A 17,576-nucleotide genomic window follows, 5' to 3' on the forward strand; every position below is an offset into this window, starting at 1 on the left:
AAAACTGCTCGCTACACAAGCGTCAATGAGATGGTAGAGATCGTAAGATCTCTCTCTGCCGCTCCCATTCAGCCGGAAATGGCAATATCAATGCTTTCAGTGTCACCTTGTCAGGCTGCCGCCCATCGAGGATCGCCTCGATTACATCTGGGGCGAGCAGGGTCAGCCGCAGGACTCGACTAACATAGGAGCAGTTGAGGTTCTCGGCATCGGCGAGCTCAGCGATCGATCCATACTCCCCGCTATCGAGAAGGCGTTGCCACCTAAACGCGCGGGCAAGTGCCTTGATCATCGTGTTGTCGATGCGCGACCGTGGTGTTATGACGCCAGGGCTGTCAGTCGATCCATCCGATGCGACGATCGCCTTGCGACCGCCCCGGCGAACAAAAGCCATAGGCACGCGGAACGTCACAGTGTTACCGTTGCGGGTGAGAATGGTCGCCGAATTAGGGTCCGACTCCGCCATCAAGCCGCATCCTCCGGACAGCCTTCGTCAATTCGCAGATCCTCGAGCAGGCTGCGGATGCCGGCGGTGCGAAGCCGTATGTCGAGACCGTCTTCATCAACTTCGATACGTTCGACTAGGAGTCGAACGATGCGCGCCTGTTCGGCCGGGAAGAGCTCAGCCCATAGGTCATCGAAGGCGACCAGACTCTCGCGCACTTCGGCTTCGCTGATGTCGTGGCCTTCACCGCGAAGCGTGCGCCAGACATCGACTATGACCTCCGGCGACTGAAGGACGGCTCGCATCTGGTCGACGACGGCGGCCTCGACCGGTGCGGCGGGAACACGGTCGACGGAGTCGCCAGACTGCTCACCTTTGAGAACCCGGGTCGAGACATAGTAGCGGTAGAGCCGCCCACGGCGGCGGGTGTGCGTCGGCGTCATCGCCTGGCCGCAAGCTGAGTAGATCAACCCCTTAAGGAGAGCGGGCGTCTGGGCCCGGTTCTTGTTGGCCCGCTTGCGCGGGCTCTCCTTCAGGATCGCGTGGACCCTGTTCCAGAGCGCCTTGTCGATGATCGCTTCGTGCTCACCGGGGAAGATATCGGTCTTGTAGGCGATCTCCCCAAGGTAGATGCGCTTCGAGATTAGCTTGTAGATCGACCCCTTATTGAAGGTCTTTCCCTGCTTGTTGGTGACGCCCTCGGCGATCAGCTCGCGAGCGAGGAGGGTGGCAGAGCCGAGCTTGGCGAAGCGCTCGAATATCATGCGGACTTTGGCGGCTTCTTCCTGGTTGACGACGAGCTTGCGGTCCCTGACGTCGTAGCCAAGCGGAACAATACCGCCGGTCCACATGCCGCGGCGCTTGGAGGCAGCGATCTTGTCCCTGATCCGCTCGCCGATGACCTCCCGTTCGAACTGCGCAAACGACAGCAGGATGTTAAGCGTCAGCCTGCCCATCGACGTTGTCGTATTGAACGACTGCGTGACCGAGACAAATGTCACGTCGTGGCGGTCGAACACCTCCACCAGCCTGGCGAAGTCCATGAGCGAGCGGCTTAGCCGGTCGATCTTGTAGACGACCACGACATCGACGAGGCCCGCTTCGATATCCTCGATCAGCCGCTTCAGCGCCGGACGCTCCAGCGTCGCCCCGGAGATGCCGCCGTCATCGTAGTAGTCGGGCACCAGCGTCCAGCCCTCGGCGCGCTGGCTCAGGATATAGGCTTCGCAGGCCTCCCGCTGGGCGTCCAGCGAGTTGAACGCCATGTCGAGGCCTTCCTCGGTGGACTTTCTCGTGTAGACCGCGCAGCGCTTCCTCACCGGCAGTCTCCGGTCGCGCGGTCGCTGGATGGACGCAGACTTGCGACCCGTCTTTTGCGTGCCGTCGTTGTTCTTGCCACTGGTGGCTCTGGCCATCACGGACGCGTCCTGTTCTGGAGCCCGAAGAAGGTCCAGCCGTTCCATCGCGTCCCGGTGATCGCGCGGGCGATCGACGAAAGCGACTTGTAAGGCTGGCCCAGATACTCGTAACCGGCGTCGAGGACGGTCACGCAGTGCTCGACGCCCTGCCATTCGCGGATGAGTTTTGTGCCAGTGATGGGACGGTCGTCGACCCGGGTGCGTCGGGTGACCGGATTACCACCGTCGAGTCGTTCCCCGAGCGCCTGTAGTCTCTCGATCGTTTCCTTCCTGAGGCCACCGTATTCCAGTTCCTGGATGCGGTAGGCGAGACGGCTTTCGAGGAAGCGGCGATTGAAGCGCGGCGGCTCGGTGTCGAACAACTCACGCCACTGATCGCGCAGCTCCGAAGTCGGAGTCGTCTTCAGCTTCGCCAGCCGTGCCAGCACGCTGTTGGTCATTCGTCATGCCTCCCGAGTCTCTTCATCACCGGTTTCGCATGCACGCTCTGGTCGGCGGCGAAGTCCAGCGAACTCTCTCCGTTCTCGCTGCTGTTCGCGCTTGACTGCCGGGCGCGAAGCCGCAGCACACCAGCGGCGAGGATCTCGGCGAGTTCGGCTCGCAGATCGCCTGTCGAGCGGAGGGTTGGAAATGCGTCTGCCATGCAATCGAGACTGACAAATTCTCGATGCGATTCCAGACGCTTTGAGATCAGTGCGCATGCGGTCGAAGCTGGTCGCAAGTCATCGTAGACAAAGGCAATTGATACCTGTGCAAAACTTCCTGGAGATTCGTCCGCGACGCGTTCCGGTGGCACCCTTTTGAATATTGATTCGATTGCGAGCGCGCTGATGGCTCAAGATTTCGTCGGCTGGACACTGGCCGAGGCGATCGAAAGGGTGACGGGGGCGAAGCGCCCCGAGGACGGAGCCGATCGATTTTGGACCATGGTCCAGGAGAACCGGTTGCGGCTGTTTGGACGCCCCGCAAGCCGAGCTGAACCTCAACCAATTCCGGCGGCAGAAATCGCTTCACTTGAGATTCGTGACTACGAAGGGTCCGAACTGGCGGGTGTTGATCCGCGCTCGCCCGCTTACCGGACTGTCGTCTGCTTCCCGACGATACATTCGCCGGACGCGATCAATGTCCTGGATCGGATGTCGATCCGCGAGGCATTCCAGAAATTTGTACTAGATGATCCGGAGCTCGTAGTGGCTCACGCCAAAGCCCGGAAGAGTGACGCCCAATATGATTCGATTGTGAGACTTTTCCATCATGCGATGGTGCAAAGCGGAAAGTGGCCGCTAAATCTCAGACGCAGCTGGGTTGTGCGGGATCCTAAAGACCGGGACTCCTGGCCCTACCTAATAGACGGTCCCGTCAATCGTTACGTTGCGCGCGCTCAGCAGATCCTGTTCGAACGCCAGCTGGCGTTCTTCGCTCCGCTTGTCGCCGGTCGCCTCATCGCCGTTGGGGACCCGGCACGCCGAGGCGATGCCGAAGCTATCCTGTCGACGATATGGTCGCATCAATCTTACTACCTCGACTTTTGGAAAGGCGACGTCATCCAGATTGACGAGAACTCGCAGAACCCACCCACCGACATGTTCAAATGCCGATGGCGAGCAGTGCAATTCCGCCGCGCAGCGCCCGATCTAGCAGACGGACTTCAGCCGGCTCTGGGTAAGGCGAGAGGTGAGTGGACTGTGGTGATTGAGCTCACGGAAGGCGAAGATGCCGTCTTCAGGGCGCTGCAGACCGAGTTTCCGTTCGGTACCAGAGGGGAGCCCAAGGGCGCCATAAACGACAGGGTCCGCGCATTCCTGGCCGCTAGCGGACTGCGTAAAACAATCAGTGATTCTACTATCAAGCGCTGTAGGTCGAAGGTCCGCTTTTCCGAGTTCAACTGACCCCGATTGACCCGAACTGACCCGAACCGGGTCAGCGAATCATTGCCATGCTTCCCAACCTCGAAAGGTGAGGCATGCGCAACACGATCCATCTTCCGGACCCTGACGTCCTGCTCCGCGAGACTGAAGCAGCCGACTTCCTGAAGTTGTCGGCTCGGACGCTTCAGGCTTGGCGTCGTACCGGCAAGGGCCCCGCGTACTGCACCGCAGGAAGAGCAATCCGCTATCGTCGCTGCGATCTGATTGACTGGATCGAGGTGAACATCGTCGGCGCGCCTTTCTCGACGCAACGGGACGGTGACGATGGCTAACGAGGCTTTCCCCTTGAGGGAGAAACTCGCGTGGCTCGATCGCCTGCTGTTCGACCGCGAACTCACGCCGATCGTTGTGCGGGTCGGCCTGGCGATCGTCTGGCACGTTAACCGCAGAACCGGTGTAGCGATCATTAGCCGGGAGACGCTCGCCACCAAGATCGGCGCCTGCACGAAAACTATCGACAAGTCGATCAAGGTTCTTGAGGCCGGCTCCTATTTTGAAGTCAGGCGGCCGCGGCAGCGAGCCGTGGGCTACGAGCCCGCCTCCGGTCGGGCAAACGTTTATCGGCCGCTACTGGATACATCGAACGAGAGTACGCCTATTTCCGCGACCGATAGGTCGAACGTTGTTCCTGGAAAGGGGCACTGCCAGGAACCAAAAGGTCGAACGTCGTTGCCCTCCTACCCTTGTAGTACCCAGAGTCTTACCCAGGACACTGGCCCGACCAGCGCCACGTCCGTTCCGCCCGATCTTATTGCGAGTGCGGTGTCGGCGAGCAGGACAGTGTTTGTCGCCAAGACCGACGATCGGTGGGCCAGCCTCGTCACGCGGTGGCGTCTCGAGCGCAACCCTCATGGCGTTCCCGTGTACACGTCCAACACCCACGGCAATCAGACTGGCTGGAACTTTCCGGCCGAATGGCTCGACGACCTCGGACGCGACGCGGCCGCCGGTCACAGCGATGGTATGACCGAATCGGAGGCGCAGCCGTGAAACGCGAAATGTGCCTCGCTCGCGAATGCGGGACGCACGCCATCCGGGGCGCCCGCAGGACCCCCGGGGGTATCCAGATCTTTGGCGCCTTCGTGCTTAGACCGGCGGGCTAAGGGCGTGTGCATTTTCGCGGAAATCAGAAAACTTTTTTCAGCACTTCGGTTGCCCGTCACGCGTCGCTTCGGATTCACGATGCGACCCTGGGGGGGCGGGTCGAAAGTTCGGAACCCTCGAAGCGCCGTACCCGCTCCCCCCTCATTCAGAGATTTTTTTCCGGTGCGGCGAGATTTCAGACGGAGCGTGTTCTGGCCGGTTGCGGAAACCGACTGCTTCGGTGCGGTTTTGGCTCTCGGGGGCGGGGGGCGGGTCAAAAGTCCAAGGATTCTCGATCGCGGACCGGTGGCTCCGCGAACTTTTTCTGCGCGCAGGTTTCGGAAGAACTTTTTTTTCCATCGGCCGGACCGTCGTTGCGGGACGGCTCGGCCACTCCGCAAAAACGTCGCGAAATTCACCCCGGGGGGGGGTAGCTGATGGCTAACGCCAGCGCGAAACGGTCCCGGCGCAAACCGGTCGAGGCGGTCGACGCGAAGGGGGCGCTCGAAGTCACCTACTGGCCGATCGACCGGCTGGTTCCGTATGGCCGTAACGCGCGGACCCACAGCGAAGCGCAGATTGCGGAGATCGCCGGATCGATCCGTGCCTTCGGCTTTGCGAACCCGATCCTCGCCTCTCCCGACGGCGATGTCATCGCCGGCCATGGGCGGCTTGCCGCTGCGCGGCAACTGCGCCTGAGTGAGGTCCCCGTGATCGTGCTGGACGGCCTCTCGGAGATCGAGCGCCGGCAGCTGGTGCTCGCCGACAACCGCATCGCGCTGAACGCCGGGTGGGACACCGAAATGCTCACACTCGAGCTGAAGGACCTGAGCGATCTCGGCGCCGACCTGTCAGCGCTCGGCTTCACCGAGGCCGAACTGGCCTCGGCCTTCAGTGACACGACTGCGGGTCTGACAGACGAAGATGACGTCCCCGAGGTCGAGACAGTCGCCGCTACCCGTCCCGGCGATACCTGGCTCATGGGCGACCATCGGCTCGCCTGCGGCGACTGCACCGACGCTGAAGCGGTCGAGGCACTCCTCGGCGACGTGAAGCCGCTGCTGATGGTCACTGACCCGCCTTACGGCGTTGACTACGATCCGGAGTGGCGCCACCAGCGGGGCGTCAGTACCTCGAAGCGTACCGGCAGAGTCAGGAACGACGACCGGTCCGATTGGCGCGAGGCCTGGGCGCTGTTCCCGGGCTCCATCGCTTACGTCTGGCACGGCGCCCTCCACGCCACGACCGTCGCCGCGAGCCTCCAGTCGGAAGGCTTCTCGATCCGCGCCCAGATCATCTGGGCGAAGGACCGGCTGGTGATCGGGCGCGGGGACTATCACTGGCAGCACGAGCCTTGCTGGTACGCCGTGCGGAAAAAGGGTCACTGGACCGGCGACCGGAAGCAGACCACAGTCTGGAATATCCCCAACAAGAACGAGGACGCGGAGACCGTTCACGGGACGCAGAAGCCGGTCGAGTGCATGCGGCGGCCGATGCTGAACAACTCCAACGCGGGCCAGGCCGTCTACGAGCCGTTCATGGGCAGCGGCACGACGCTGATCGCCGCCGAATCCTGCGGCCGGGTCTGTCTGGGAATGGAGCTCGACCCGCTCTATGTCGACGTCGCCGTCAGGCGCTGGCAGGCGTTCACCGGCAAGGCCGCGATGCGCGAGGCGGACGGCAGAACCTTCGAGGAGATAACCGCCGATACCATTGACGCCACCGAAGACGAGGGCTCCTGAAATGCGGGGACGCAAGCCTAAGCCGACCAAGCTGAAGGTCCTCACGGGCAACCCCGGCAAGCGCCCGCTCAATCACCATGAGCCGCGGCCCGAGCCTGCGGTCCCCGACTGTCCGCCGGAACTGAGCGACGCTGCGAAGCATGAGTGGGACCGCCTCGTCGGAGAACTCAGCAAGCTCAACCTCTTAACCCATCTCGACCGGGCCGCGCTCGCAGCCTATTGCAACGCCTACGCGATGTGGGTCGAAGCGATCGAAGCGATCCAGAAGTATGGCGCGATGGTGAAGTCGCCGAGCGGCTTTCCGATCCAGTCGCCCTACGTCGCGATCGCCAACCGTCAGGCCGAGCTCATGCTCCGGATCTCCGCCGAGTTCGGGTTCACACCGGCGAGCCGGGGAAGGATCGCCGCGCCGCCCAAGGAGCAGGGGGAGCTGTTTGAGGGGGATGCCGATCTTGTACCGAAGAACTGAAAGATTGCCGCTGAAATAGGGCGGGAACAATATTTACGGCTTCAATCATTAAATGTCCGATAGCCTTAAAGCGATCGTTTTCCTAACGGCGGTCAGAAATATCGAACGTCGACAAGCGTGTTCATAGGTGGCCTCGCATGAGTGGCTTCACCCCAACGGTGAAGCATTCCTATCAGGGGGGCGGCGCATGCTTCGGGCGAGGCGCGACACGGCACGGACGTCGGAATATTCGTTCAAATCGGATGCAATCACCAAGACGATCCTGCCCTTCCAAAGGACGGCGCATTAGCTGACAAAGACCTCTCCGCAGTAGATGACCTGCCGCACACCGCTGGTGTGGGCGTGTTTCGTTACGCCAAAGAGGAGGTCTACTCCGAAGCGGAAAGCAGCCAGAGACGCGGGTGCCGATTGGTGAATATTCGCTCTCGTTCTGGAGAGGGCCAGTAGTTCCCAATCCACCTCAGGGCCACCCTTTGGTCGATTGTTCAGGCCACGGCGAACCTTCCGTTCGGATCCCGGTGCGAAGCTCCTGTCGCAATCGATCAAGCGAATGCGATCGATCCACGCGAGGCTTCACCGGTTCGAATGACCGGCGAATAGTTCAGAAAGTCGGTCGTTTGAGCGTACGGGCTTGGGCTGCGGCGGCCATTCAGGGGGTCGACATGGAGAGCTCTCGGCAAAGATGAACACGCTCCATCCGCTCGCTCCGCACCATCTGCCTTCCTTCGTCACGGCGCCGGGACAGACAGACGTCTTGTTCGTGGCGATGGCGATATTCGTCCTGCTCGCTGTCGTCTGCATTGGAGTCTTCTATTTCAAGCTTCATGCGCTCCCCGAGCACATGGCGCACCGAGGCCAGAAGATACAGTTCGAGATTGTCGCCGTACTGGCGCTTATTGCACTGTTCACCCACAACCATGCCTTCTGGATTGCGGCCCTTCTGCTGGCACTGGTGCCGTTGCCCGACTTCACGACCCCGCTAACGTCGATGGCCCGGTCACTGAGCCGGATGGCGCGACACGACGCTATGTCCGGGGAGCCGGTCGCACCGGGTGCCGAGGAGCCGGATGAGCCGATTCCTGCAGCGACACCGCCGGCAGTCGCGGGCGATGCCGCGCCAGCTGAGGCAGGGTCAGCCGAAAAAGCAGGAGCGTGAGCGATGCTGGAGCTGTTTCTCTGCTCGATGGTCACAATCCTTCCGGACTATCTGTATCGCAGGTTCGCGCAGGGCAAGCGCATCGGGCGCGAGATCACGCTGTTCTCAGTCTGGTACGAACTGCGATGGGGGATCACCCTCTGCCTGATCCTCACTGTCAGCCTGATCACGACGATCTTCTATTTCCATCCCTCCACGAAGGCGGCCACTTCGGTTTTCCGCACTGTCACGATACTGCCCGAAATCAATGGACGGGTGGCGGAAACATTCGTTGACATCAACCAGAGCGTCAGCGCCGGCGACCCGTTGTTCCGACTCGACAGCAGCAAACAGGAGGCCGCGGTCGAAACGGCAAGCCGAAAGATCACTGAGATCGACGCGACCATGGTCGTCGCAAGGGCCCAGCTAGCGGAAGCCGAAGGCCGGATTGCCCAGGCGCGGGGTGCGCTGCAGCAGGCCGAAGACGAATACGCAAGTCGTTCCGAGTTGTCTCAACGCAACCCCGGTGCCATCCCGCAGCGCGAGGTTGACCGGGCGCGGGTGAATGTCGATACGCAGCAGGGGCTGGTCGACGCGGCAATTGCCAGCCGGGACGCCATCCAGTCGCAGATCGAAGCCCAACTCCCGGCCCAGAAAGCAAGCGCCGAGGCCGAGCTGAACCAGGCGCAGGTCGAACTCGACAAGACGCTGGTCGTCGCCGGGACCGATGGTGTCGTCCAGCAGTTCGCACTGCGGCCCGGCGACGTGGTCAACCCGATGCTCAGGCCCGCCGGGATACTGGTCCCGGCCCGGAAAGTTACCGGTCTGCTGGCCGGCTTCGGCCAGATCGAGGCGCAGGTCATGAAGGTGGGAATGATCGGCGAAGTCACCTGTATCGCAAAGCCGTGGACCATCATCCCTGTCGTCGTGACCGAGGTTCAGGGCGTCATCGCAACAGGTCAGGTCAGGCCGACCGACCAATTGATCGATATCAGCCAGATCAATCCGTCCGGTACGATCACGGTCATCATGGAGCCGCTCTATCCCGGTCAATTCGATACCCTGCCGCAGGGCGGCAGCTGCATCGCCAATGCCTACACCAGTTTTCACGACCGGCTGGATTCGGAAGATCTCGGCACACTGCATCGCCTTGCGCTTCATGCCGTCGACGCGGTCGGGCTCGTGCACGCCGCGATCCTTCGAATCCAGGCTTTGCTGCTGCCCGTCCAGACACTTGTCCTCGGGGGGCATTGAGATGCCGGCAAACGCCTCCTCCGTGAAGCCGTTGTCCAGGCAAACTCCGATCGGGTGGTAACGCGAGAGGAATGTCCGTGGTCAAAAAAACCGAAAAGCTGAAGAGAAAAGAATACGAGAAATTGCTGGCCGACCTCCACGTCGAACTCGTGAAGCTGCAGGAGTGGGTGAAGGCGACCGGTGCGAAGATCTGCGTCGTCTTCGAAGGCCGCGACGGCGCCGGCAAGGGCGGCGTCATCAAGGCGATCATGGAGCGCGTCAGTCCGCGCACGTTTCGCGTCGTCGCTCTGCCCCCGCCGACCGAGCGTGAGAAAACACAGATGTTCATGCAGCGGTATGTGCCGCACTTCCCCGCCGGGGGCGAGATCGTGATCTTCGACCGGTCCTGGTACAACCGCGCCGGTGTCGAGCGGGTCATGGAGTACTGCACAGAGGAGCAAGCGAAGAGCTTTCTGTCCGGTGCCCCTTTGGTCGAGAAGGCGATGGCGGATTCCGGGATCATATTGATCAAATACTGGCTCGAGGTCAGCCCGGAAGAACAGACACGCCGCATCGGGGAGCGGATCACTGACCAGCGGAAGATCTGGAAGCTGTCGCCGATGGACGTGAAGTCCTACAGCCGATGGTACGACTATTCCAGGGCGCGCGACGAGATGCTGGCTGCGACCGACACGGCCTGGGCGCCATGGTACGTGGCATTCTCTGATGACAAACGGCGAACGCGGCTCAACATCATCAGCCACCTGCTGTCGGAAATTCCCTACAAGGAAATCAGGCGCGAAAAGGTCAAGCTGCCGAAGCGACAGAGGCCAAAGGGGTACAAAGAGGCCGATTTCGCGAAGCGCACCGTGCCCGAGAAATACTGAACTCGAGATGGCGTACACGAAGGATGCCAGCCGGGGTCGACGGAAAATCCAAACGTCTTGAAACTCCGCGCGCCGCCGCAGTCGCCGGGATACTCTTTTCCGTCCTCTTCCTTGCCGCCCTCATCCTGCTGCTCGAGTTCGCCCGCATCAGATCGCTCGATACGAGTGACTGGCTCGGCTCACAGGCCTGGAAAGTCGGAGTCGCGCTCAACCTCATCCCGTTTTCCGGCATCGCCTTTCTCTGGTTCGTCGGTGTGCTGCGCGACCGTCTCGGCTCGCGTGAAGACCGCCTGTTCGCGACCGTCTTCCTGGGAAGCGGCCTGCTGTTTGTCGGAATGATCTTCGTCTCCGCCTCTGCGGTCGGCGCCATCGTGTTCAATCTCGCCGATGCGCCGCCGGCGGCCGAGCAGGTCTCGGCGATACGGTTGGTGCGGTTCTTCGCCTACAACCTGGCGAGCATCTACGCGCTGAAGATGGCGGCGGTCTTCACGCTGACGGCGTCGACCCTGATCCTGCGGACACGCTTCACCGCGCGGTGGGTGGCCTTCGCCGGCTATACGTGCGCGGCCGTTCTGCTGATCGCCAGCCAGTCCGTCTACTGGACGATCTTCCTGTTCCCGGTGTGGGTGCTGATCGTCAGCGTGACCATATTGTATGACGAATTCGGACGCGGGTGAGGCTACGCTGATGGTCCGGGCGGCATTGGCCGGTCTAACGCAAACCGGAAATCCTGATCTGCTCCAACCGCATGATCAGTGACCGCCTAGTCGATCGATCCGTCTCGTCGGTCGACTCTTCTATTTCGGCCTGAAGCCGGACGATCTCCTCGTCAATGTGCGCCTGGCTCAGATCCTCTTCCATGATCAGGACTTCGCCGAGCACGGTCACGGAGACTTCCGTGATCTCGGCGAATCCACGGCTGACGAATGCCCGGAACGCGTTTCCGTCCGCGTCGACGGCGTCGATCATGCCGGGATTGATCATGGTAACGAGCCGTTCGTGGCCCGGGTATGCGGTCATGTCTCCTTCGGCACCCGGCAGGCTGACGGACCGTGCCTCGCCTTCGAACAGAATCCGCTGCGGACTTATCAGTTCAAATTTAAACGTCGCCACAGGAACACCCCTTCCAGATGACGGTGCGGCCTGATCGTTCGATCATGCCGTAGACCCGACGGCGAAACAGGCCGCACGAATTCCGATCGCCGGTCTGACGATGATCACGTCTAGGAAACCGTCGGCTAATGGCCGCTCGACCGTCTGATCGCTATCCGGTTGCATCGGCCCAATCGAGATAGAAGCCGACGTCTCCCGGCATGCCGCCGGGCCAGTCTACGATCATCGCCTTCAACCGGTATCCCGCCGGCTGCAGCCGATCGCGCCAGAGCTCATAGGCCTGCCTCGGTTTGCCGACGAGCGTGTCGGGCCAGCCGGCCAGTCCGTTGTTGATCTTGCGGCCCCGATCACTGCACAGCGCACTGGGAAAGCGCATGACAAGCAGTTCGGTATCGCCGCGGGCCACGGCCGTGCGCACCTTGAGACGAAGGCTGTTTATGATCTCGTGGATCCGCTCGTCGGTGAGCTCGATGGGCTGCGAGAGTGTCTTGATGAGCTCGTCCCTGGCCTTCGCTGCCTGTTGCATTGCATCGACGTCCTTCGACGCCTTGGCCGCCATCGTCTTGTTCATGTAGGAGCGCAATTCCTTCGCCGTCATGAAGGTCTCGTCGTCGAGCTCGTGCGCCTTTGAATGGTCTACAGTCGTTGCGTTCGATGAAGTCATGTCGTGCGATCTCCGTATTTCCGCTGCGCCCTGTCGGCGTCGGTTGTTCTTCCGGCCCGTCAGACCCCGGCACGGACCCGTCACCGAAGCTTCCCGCAACACCGGAACCCTCGTATGGTTGTTCGAGCGGAGCATGTCGGCAACCGGATGCGTACGCGCCCCGGCCTTTTCCGACCTGAAACCGCCTGTGGATTCTGCCGGCCTGCCACCGCTGCGCTTGATCGGTTGAGACACTTTGCCGTCAGGCACTGTCGCAAGCGATCAATTCAGAAATTAGTCGCCGACCTATCCTTGCGGACGGTCTGCGGTGTGGGAGGAGCCCATGACGATTTTCAATGATCGGGAGATGGCGTTCGAGAAGAAATTCGTCCGCGACGAGGAAACCCGCTTCCGGGCGCTGGCACTGCGAAACAAACTGTTCGGACAGTGGGCGGCCAACCAGCTCGGGCTGACCGGTGACGCGGCTGATGCCTATGTCGAAGACATCCGCAACAAGGTCGCCGACAGGGCCGGCGAAGAGATCGTGGTCTCGAAGGTGCGAGACGATCTTTCTGCTTCCGGCCGGGACGTGTCCGAGCACCAGATCAGGTACCGATTGACCGAGTTGCTCCACGACGCGATCACTCAGGTCACGTCGGGCGGAAGGTAGCCCGTCGGGTTCAGGAGATCGCCGGATGGCTAGCATGAATGCGGTCTACCTGTCACCGGACGCTCTCGGTACGCTCAATGCCCTTCGTGCGCTGGGCGACATAACTCACTTCGAAGAAAGCGCCGGAGATGAACTGGTGGCGGCCGGCCTCGCCGAGCGCTACGACCGCAAGCTTACACTGACGCGACTTGGCCAGGTGGCGGTCGTGCGCATGCGGATCGATAGTCCGCGGTTGCCGCAATCCCCCCGATGCGCATCCGGCCCGCAGGATTTTGGAAGGCTGGAAGATTTTCGGTTGCCGGCGGGCGACGCGAACGGCGCGGAAATTTCCATATCTCTGTGACCGAAGGGTGCTAACGTAACGTAGCCAACTCGCTATTTGATATCGCAAGTAAGGGGGAGCGATAGCATGTCCGGAGGCGGTGCATCGGCTGGGGGAAGTACAAACAGTCCGCTCGGATCGCCAGGTCGCATCGGCAGGCTCGGTCCGAATGCTCCGATACAGCCAGGATACCTCCACCTGGGGGTCATGCGAGAAGCCTACAATGTGCTGCACGACCTGGGTGCAAACCCGGACCGGCTGATTTCGGCTTCGGGCCTGAATCCGGGATTGTTCGAAGACGGTAACAACCTTGTACCATTCGTCTCTGTCGGTCAGTTGATAGCCGACTGCGCGCGGGAAACCGAGTGCGGCCACTTCGGATTGCTGATCGGCGCGCGGGCTCACATCGATTCGCTCGGCCTCGTCGGCGCGGTCATGCGAAACTCGGCGACGGTCGGCGCAGCACTCGCCGAACTGGAAGCGCACCTTGGCATCCAGAACCGCGGCGCCGTGCCGTATCTCGAGGTGTCCGAAGATCTCGCGTTGTTCTGCTTCCTTCCCTACAAGCGCGGCATGGTCGGCGCCGGCCTGTATTCCGAAGGCGGGCTTGCCACCACGGTTAGCGTGTTGCGCGATCTGGCCGGCCCGGAATGGTCTCCGCTCGAGGTGCTGATACCGCGCAAGCAGCCGTCGCGACTCGATTCCTACTGGCATTTCTTCCGGGCGCCGGTGCGTTTCGATCAGGAGATCGCGGCACTGGTCTTTCCCGCCTCGCTCCTAGAAACCCCTATTCCGGGCGCCGATCCGGATCTGCTGCGCGAGCTGATGACGCAGGTGCGCTTCCTCGGGAGGGATTCCGACCGCAGCGTTTCCGATCGTTTGCGCCGGCTGATCCGCCGGCAGCTCGTAAACGCCCACTGCACGGTCGACAGCATCGCACACAGTCTGGACTTGAATCGGCGCACGCTCAATCGACGCCTGCGGGCCGAGGGAACGACCGTACGCCGGCTGATGGGGGAAGTGCGATTCGAGGTCGCCTGCCAGCTCATTTCGGATACGGAGCTCGGGCTTTCGGCTATCGCCGCGGCACTGGATTTCTCCGAGCCGGCGGCATTCAACCACGCCTTTCGAAGGTGGGCGGGCTGTACGCCGACCGAATGGCGCAACCGGGTCGAGCGCGAACCGTTCGCCGTGCCGTCCGGCAGGGCCAGTCAGATGCGCAACTAGGGCCCTACCAGGCGCCGCAGCCGAACCCAACTGACCGGAACGGCAGACGAGACAGCGGGTTCGATCATGCGTTCGATTCGGCCTTTCGAGGCGGCTTCGTTTCCAACCTAGAGGATCATGTTTTGCGTGTCGGATGCTGCTCAGCCGTCTGGGTTGCTCCGTAGAGTTCGCTGAGCGGCATCGCTGTCACTCCGTGCGCGAAAACGCTGAAGACAACAGTAAGCACAATGACCGACATGACCTGTTCGTACCCGGCGAAGCCGGTCACCGACACTGCAATCAGCAGATAAAGCACGGAGGCGATGCCGCGCGGCCCGAACCAGCCGATGAAGGCGACGGACTGCCAGTCGAGCCTTGCGCCGATCAGCGAGATTGCCACCGGGACCATCCGGATCACCGACAGGCTGGCCAGTGCGTATATGACTTCGGGCAGGCCCCAGTAAGGCACCGCCGCCGGAACCATAGAAATGCCGAACAACAGGAAAACGACCAGGATGAGTTGGGTACCCTCGGTCTCCGCGAATTCCTGGATCCGGTGGCGGAGTACGGCGGAGGGTGCTCCGACCGTCAGTCCGAGGCCTGCGAAGAATGCGGCGATGAAGCCGTTACCTCCGACGCTTTCCGCAATCGTGTACGCGAGAATGGCGAGCGGCAGTGCAGACAACCGCTGAAACGTCTCTTCCATCCAGCCTTTATCGGCCATGAACTGAATGAGCTTTCCGCCGACCCAGCCGACCGCCAGGCCGGCAAGGGGGCCCAGCGTCACCTGTCTGGCGACGAAGCCCAACACCCCGTTCTGATGATCTCCGGCTTCCGCGCCGAGCAGCACCAGACACACGATGATCGGCGGCAGAGCTATTCCGTCGTTGAGGCCGCTTTCGACGCTGATCGACTGGCGGATCCGGAGCGGTACGGACTTGCTCTTGACGACCGCCTGTCCAAGGGCCGCATCCGTCGGAGACAGGATCAGCCCCATCAACACGATCGCCAGCAAGGAGGCCGATCCGAACATGAGTGCTCCAAGCCCGATACCCGACAGCATCGTCAGCGGCAGACCGATCAGCAGGAGGCGCGCGGGTATGGCGGGAGCCTTGCGGAGCGCCTTGATGTCGATCAGAGACGCATCGGTAAACAGCACCAAGGTGAGTGCAAGCTCGGCGACCAGCCGGACCGGCTCGATCTCGGGGTGCACGTCCAGCAGTCCGAGGCCGAGAGGGCTTACCAGCACACCGACCGCGACGAAGACCATCGGTCCCGTGACCGATTTTCGTTCGGCCAGCCTCGAAAACAGTCCGAAGGCGAAGATCAACAGAGCGAAGAAGATCAGCAGCGTATGATGATGCATGGGACCGAGCCGTAAGTGCGCTGCGTATGGTGCGGCGTCCCGGGAAATTGTCGCCGCAAGTTGTGCTGGGTACGAAGCCCGCCCATCACCGGGCGATATCGAACGCCTGGCCAGAGCCGCGAAGATCCTCGAGCGTCTTGCCGGCGCAACTCCCCGACCTTTCCCCGCCGATGCGCACGGCGACGCCGTCGACCGTTATCGTTCCGGCCTGCCGGTCAGGGGATATGTAGATCGCATGCCCGTCGGGGCCGACCCGGGCGAAATAGTAGGCGCGGTGAACACCTTCGAACTCGCAGTAGATCACGACCGGGAAGTCGGCGAAGGTGACGTCCTGGGCCGAGGGCTGGCCGATGCCGGCGACCAGCGGCAGCATGAAGCCGAAGGCCATGCCGGCCAGTTTCGAAATGCTCTTAGCCGCAGTCGCGCGGTGGCGTGTCGATAGGTGCGAAAGGATCATAGCTACGGGTCTCCATCGGTCGGTTCGGATTGCCAAGTGTCTCGATGTCGAATGATGCCGTTCCACACTATCAGTTTCGGCGCTGCCGGGGTGACGTATCTCCCATATCCGGCTTCGGCTACCGCTATCAAGATGAAGGCGACTGTGTGGGCGTACAGGAACCGGACGTCCGGCGCTGCTGCCAGACGTAGACCGGAATTCCGAGCACCAGCAGCATGAAGCCGTAGAGAACCGGCTCCGCGCCGCAGCCATAGAGTGTGAAGGCCGCGAAAATGAATGCGATGATTTCGACGATCGTCACCGGGGCAACCGTCTTGCTCTTTCCCGTCTTGGCCGCGACGAGGCCGGTTGCGAGCGCGCAGAACGCGTAGGGGACGACAGCGGCCATCGTGCTCAATCCGACGACCAGGTGGTAGAACGCCAAGAAGCCGGACGACCCGACGGCCTGCACCAGGACGAGAATGGTGGCGAGCGCCGCCGAGATCAAGATTCCGGCAGCCGGCACGCCGCGTTCGGACAGATTGCCGAAAACCGCCGGAAACAGCGTATCGCGGGCCGCTGCCATCGGCACCTGTCCCATCAGCAGCGTCCACCCATTGAGTGCTCCTATCGAAGACAGGATCACGGCCAGTGATATCGCGATAGCGCCGAGGGGGCCCCACATGATACGCGCGGCTTCTGAGAATGGAGCCGTCGAATTGACGAGTTGCTGTTGCGGAACGACCCCCATCACCGAAACAGTTCCAAGCACGTAGAGAAGCGCGGCGATGGTGATGCCCAGCACCGTCGAGCGGGGAATCGTCCGCTCGGCATCCCTCACGTCGCCGGCCGGAACCGTCGCCGATTCGAGACCGAGAAATGCGAACATCGTCAGGGGAGCGAGGGCCGCGCCGGCGCTGAACAGCGATATGTTCTCCCGGTCGAACGGCGTGAAGTTCGACGTGTCGATGTAGAACAGGCCGATCAGCGCGACGGCCGCGAAGGGGATGAGTTTCGAGTAGGTGGTAATCTGCGCGAAGACGCCGGCTTCCTTCACGCCGCGCAGGTTGATGTAGACCACGCCCCAGATTGCGGCGAGCGTAAGGGCTACGGCAACGGGCCGGCCGGTCAGGGCCGGAAACAGATCCATTATGGCGCCGGCGAAGGCGATCGCGATCACAGGCAGCGAAGCCCAGATCGAGATCCAGTATCCCCAGGCGATCAGGAACCCCGGGAAGTCGCCGTAAGCAATCCGCGTATAGGCATACGGCCCTCCGGTTTCGGGCGCCAGCCGGGCAAGCTTGGCGAAGGTGAGACCGAGGCAGATGGCACCGCCGCCCATGACGATCCAGGCGAGAATGGCGAGGTTTCCGTACGGCGCCACGGCCGCGGGCGACAGGTAGAACCCCGAACCGACCATGTTGCCGACGACGATCGCGGTGCAGGCGGCGACGCCCAGGCTCTTGGCCGCACTCGCCAT

At 62.0% G+C, this 17,576-nt stretch carries 20 protein-coding genes; 12 read left to right on the forward strand and 8 right to left on the reverse strand.

The genetic code is table 11. The features are described from left to right. Window positions 1-22 precede the first annotated feature (22 nt). Genes ACSF9G_RS20505 through ACSF9G_RS20515 form a run of 3 tightly spaced genes read right to left on the reverse strand, consistent with a single transcriptional unit; the run spans window position 23 to window position 2,303 of the window. Entirely contained in the window at window positions 23-466 is a 444-nt protein-coding gene (locus tag ACSF9G_RS20505) for a hypothetical protein (RefSeq protein ID WP_436643978.1), read from the reverse strand. Next, complete coding sequence (locus ACSF9G_RS20510; protein ID WP_436643979.1) at window positions 466-1,860, reverse strand: recombinase family protein; 1,395 nt, start codon at window positions 1,858-1,860, stop codon at window positions 466-468. Before ACSF9G_RS20510 ends, ACSF9G_RS20505 begins: the two co-directional genes overlap by 1 nt. Further along, window positions 1,860-2,303 (reverse strand): DUF2924 domain-containing protein, encoded by a 444-nt coding sequence (locus ACSF9G_RS20515; protein ID WP_436643980.1) that lies wholly within the window; start codon window positions 2,301-2,303, stop codon window positions 1,860-1,862. Before ACSF9G_RS20515 ends, ACSF9G_RS20510 begins: the two co-directional genes overlap by 1 nt. Window positions 2,304-2,693: 390 nt before the next feature. Between ACSF9G_RS20515 and ACSF9G_RS20520 the strand changes: the two genes are divergently transcribed. From ACSF9G_RS20520 to ACSF9G_RS20560, 9 genes are all read left to right on the forward strand, one after another. After that, entirely contained in the window at window positions 2,694-3,752 is a 1,059-nt protein-coding gene (locus ACSF9G_RS20520; RefSeq protein WP_436643981.1) for a hypothetical protein, read from the forward strand. A 74-nt stretch (window positions 3,753-3,826) separates the two neighbouring features. Then, on the forward strand, window positions 3,827-4,063 hold the full coding sequence (locus ACSF9G_RS20525; RefSeq protein ID WP_436643982.1) for a helix-turn-helix domain-containing protein: 237 nt from the start codon (window positions 3,827-3,829) through the stop codon (window positions 4,061-4,063). Then, window positions 4,056-4,781, forward strand: a complete 726-nt coding sequence (locus ACSF9G_RS20530; RefSeq protein WP_436643983.1) for a hypothetical protein — start codon at window positions 4,056-4,058, stop codon at window positions 4,779-4,781. The genes ACSF9G_RS20525 and ACSF9G_RS20530 overlap by 8 nt, the downstream gene beginning before the upstream one ends. Window positions 4,782-5,311: 530 nt before the next feature. Continuing rightward, window positions 5,312-6,616, forward strand: coding sequence for a site-specific DNA-methyltransferase (locus ACSF9G_RS20535; RefSeq protein ID WP_436643984.1), 1,305 nt, complete (start codon window positions 5,312-5,314; stop codon window positions 6,614-6,616). A 1-nt stretch (window position 6,617) separates the two neighbouring features. Next, a complete protein-coding gene (locus tag ACSF9G_RS20540; RefSeq protein ID WP_436643985.1) occupies window positions 6,618-7,085 on the forward strand; it encodes a phage terminase small subunit P27 family in 468 nt (155 codons plus the stop codon). A gap of 682 nt (window positions 7,086-7,767) precedes the next feature. Beyond that, on the forward strand, window positions 7,768-8,241 hold the full coding sequence (locus ACSF9G_RS20545; protein ID WP_436643986.1) for a hypothetical protein: 474 nt from the start codon (window positions 7,768-7,770) through the stop codon (window positions 8,239-8,241). 3 nt (window positions 8,242-8,244) lie between these two features. After that, complete coding sequence (locus ACSF9G_RS20550; RefSeq protein ID WP_436643987.1) at window positions 8,245-9,474, forward strand: HlyD family secretion protein; 1,230 nt, start codon at window positions 8,245-8,247, stop codon at window positions 9,472-9,474. A 71-nt stretch (window positions 9,475-9,545) separates the two neighbouring features. Then, window positions 9,546-10,340 (forward strand): polyphosphate kinase 2, encoded by a 795-nt coding sequence (gene ppk2, locus ACSF9G_RS20555; protein WP_436643988.1) that lies wholly within the window; start codon window positions 9,546-9,548, stop codon window positions 10,338-10,340. 23 nt (window positions 10,341-10,363) lie between these two features. Beyond that, entirely contained in the window at window positions 10,364-11,017 is a 654-nt protein-coding gene (locus ACSF9G_RS20560; RefSeq protein ID WP_436643989.1) for a hypothetical protein, read from the forward strand. A gap of 34 nt (window positions 11,018-11,051) precedes the next feature. On the opposite strand, the gene atpC is transcribed toward ACSF9G_RS20560, so the two are convergent. Both atpC and ACSF9G_RS20570 read right to left on the reverse strand, forming a co-directional pair. After that, entirely contained in the window at window positions 11,052-11,453 is a 402-nt protein-coding gene (gene atpC, locus ACSF9G_RS20565; RefSeq protein WP_436643990.1) for an ATP synthase F1 subunit epsilon, read from the reverse strand. A 151-nt stretch (window positions 11,454-11,604) separates the two neighbouring features. Further along, entirely contained in the window at window positions 11,605-12,117 is a 513-nt protein-coding gene (locus ACSF9G_RS20570) for a hypothetical protein (RefSeq protein ID WP_436643991.1), read from the reverse strand. Between the two features lie 322 nt (window positions 12,118-12,439). Between ACSF9G_RS20570 and ACSF9G_RS20575 the strand changes: the two genes are divergently transcribed. From ACSF9G_RS20575 to ACSF9G_RS20585, 3 genes are all read left to right on the forward strand, one after another. Further along, the gene (locus tag ACSF9G_RS20575; protein WP_436643992.1) at window positions 12,440-12,766 is read left to right on the forward strand and encodes a DUF1476 domain-containing protein; all 327 of its coding nucleotides are present in this window, start codon (window positions 12,440-12,442) and stop codon (window positions 12,764-12,766) included. Window positions 12,767-12,791: 25 nt separating this feature from the next. Next, window positions 12,792-13,109: a hypothetical protein gene (locus ACSF9G_RS20580; protein WP_436643993.1), complete on the forward strand. Its 318-nt coding sequence runs from the start codon at window positions 12,792-12,794 to the stop codon at window positions 13,107-13,109. Window positions 13,110-13,295: 186 nt separating this feature from the next. Beyond that, entirely contained in the window at window positions 13,296-14,315 is a 1,020-nt protein-coding gene (locus ACSF9G_RS20585) for an AraC family transcriptional regulator (protein ID WP_436643994.1), read from the forward strand. 115 nt (window positions 14,316-14,430) lie between these two features. Here the strand turns inward: ACSF9G_RS20585 and ACSF9G_RS20590 are convergent, their stop codons facing one another. The 3 genes from ACSF9G_RS20590 to ACSF9G_RS20600 all read right to left on the reverse strand — a co-directional run bounded on the left by ACSF9G_RS20590 (window position 14,431) and on the right by ACSF9G_RS20600 (window position 17,576). Then, entirely contained in the window at window positions 14,431-15,660 is a 1,230-nt protein-coding gene (locus ACSF9G_RS20590; protein WP_436643995.1) for a cation:proton antiporter, read from the reverse strand. Window positions 15,661-15,745: 85 nt separating this feature from the next. Continuing rightward, window positions 15,746-16,117 carry a hypothetical protein gene (locus ACSF9G_RS20595; protein ID WP_436643996.1) on the reverse strand — a complete coding sequence of 124 codons (372 nt, stop codon included), beginning with the start codon at window positions 16,115-16,117 and terminating at the stop codon, window positions 15,746-15,748. A gap of 127 nt (window positions 16,118-16,244) precedes the next feature. Beyond that, window positions 16,245-17,576: an amino acid permease gene (locus ACSF9G_RS20600; RefSeq protein ID WP_436643997.1), complete on the reverse strand. Its 1,332-nt coding sequence runs from the start codon at window positions 17,574-17,576 to the stop codon at window positions 16,245-16,247.

The organism is Microbaculum mangrovi (genome assembly GCF_051390635.1).
Taxonomy (GTDB): Bacteria; Pseudomonadota; Alphaproteobacteria; order Rhizobiales; family Tepidamorphaceae; genus Microbaculum.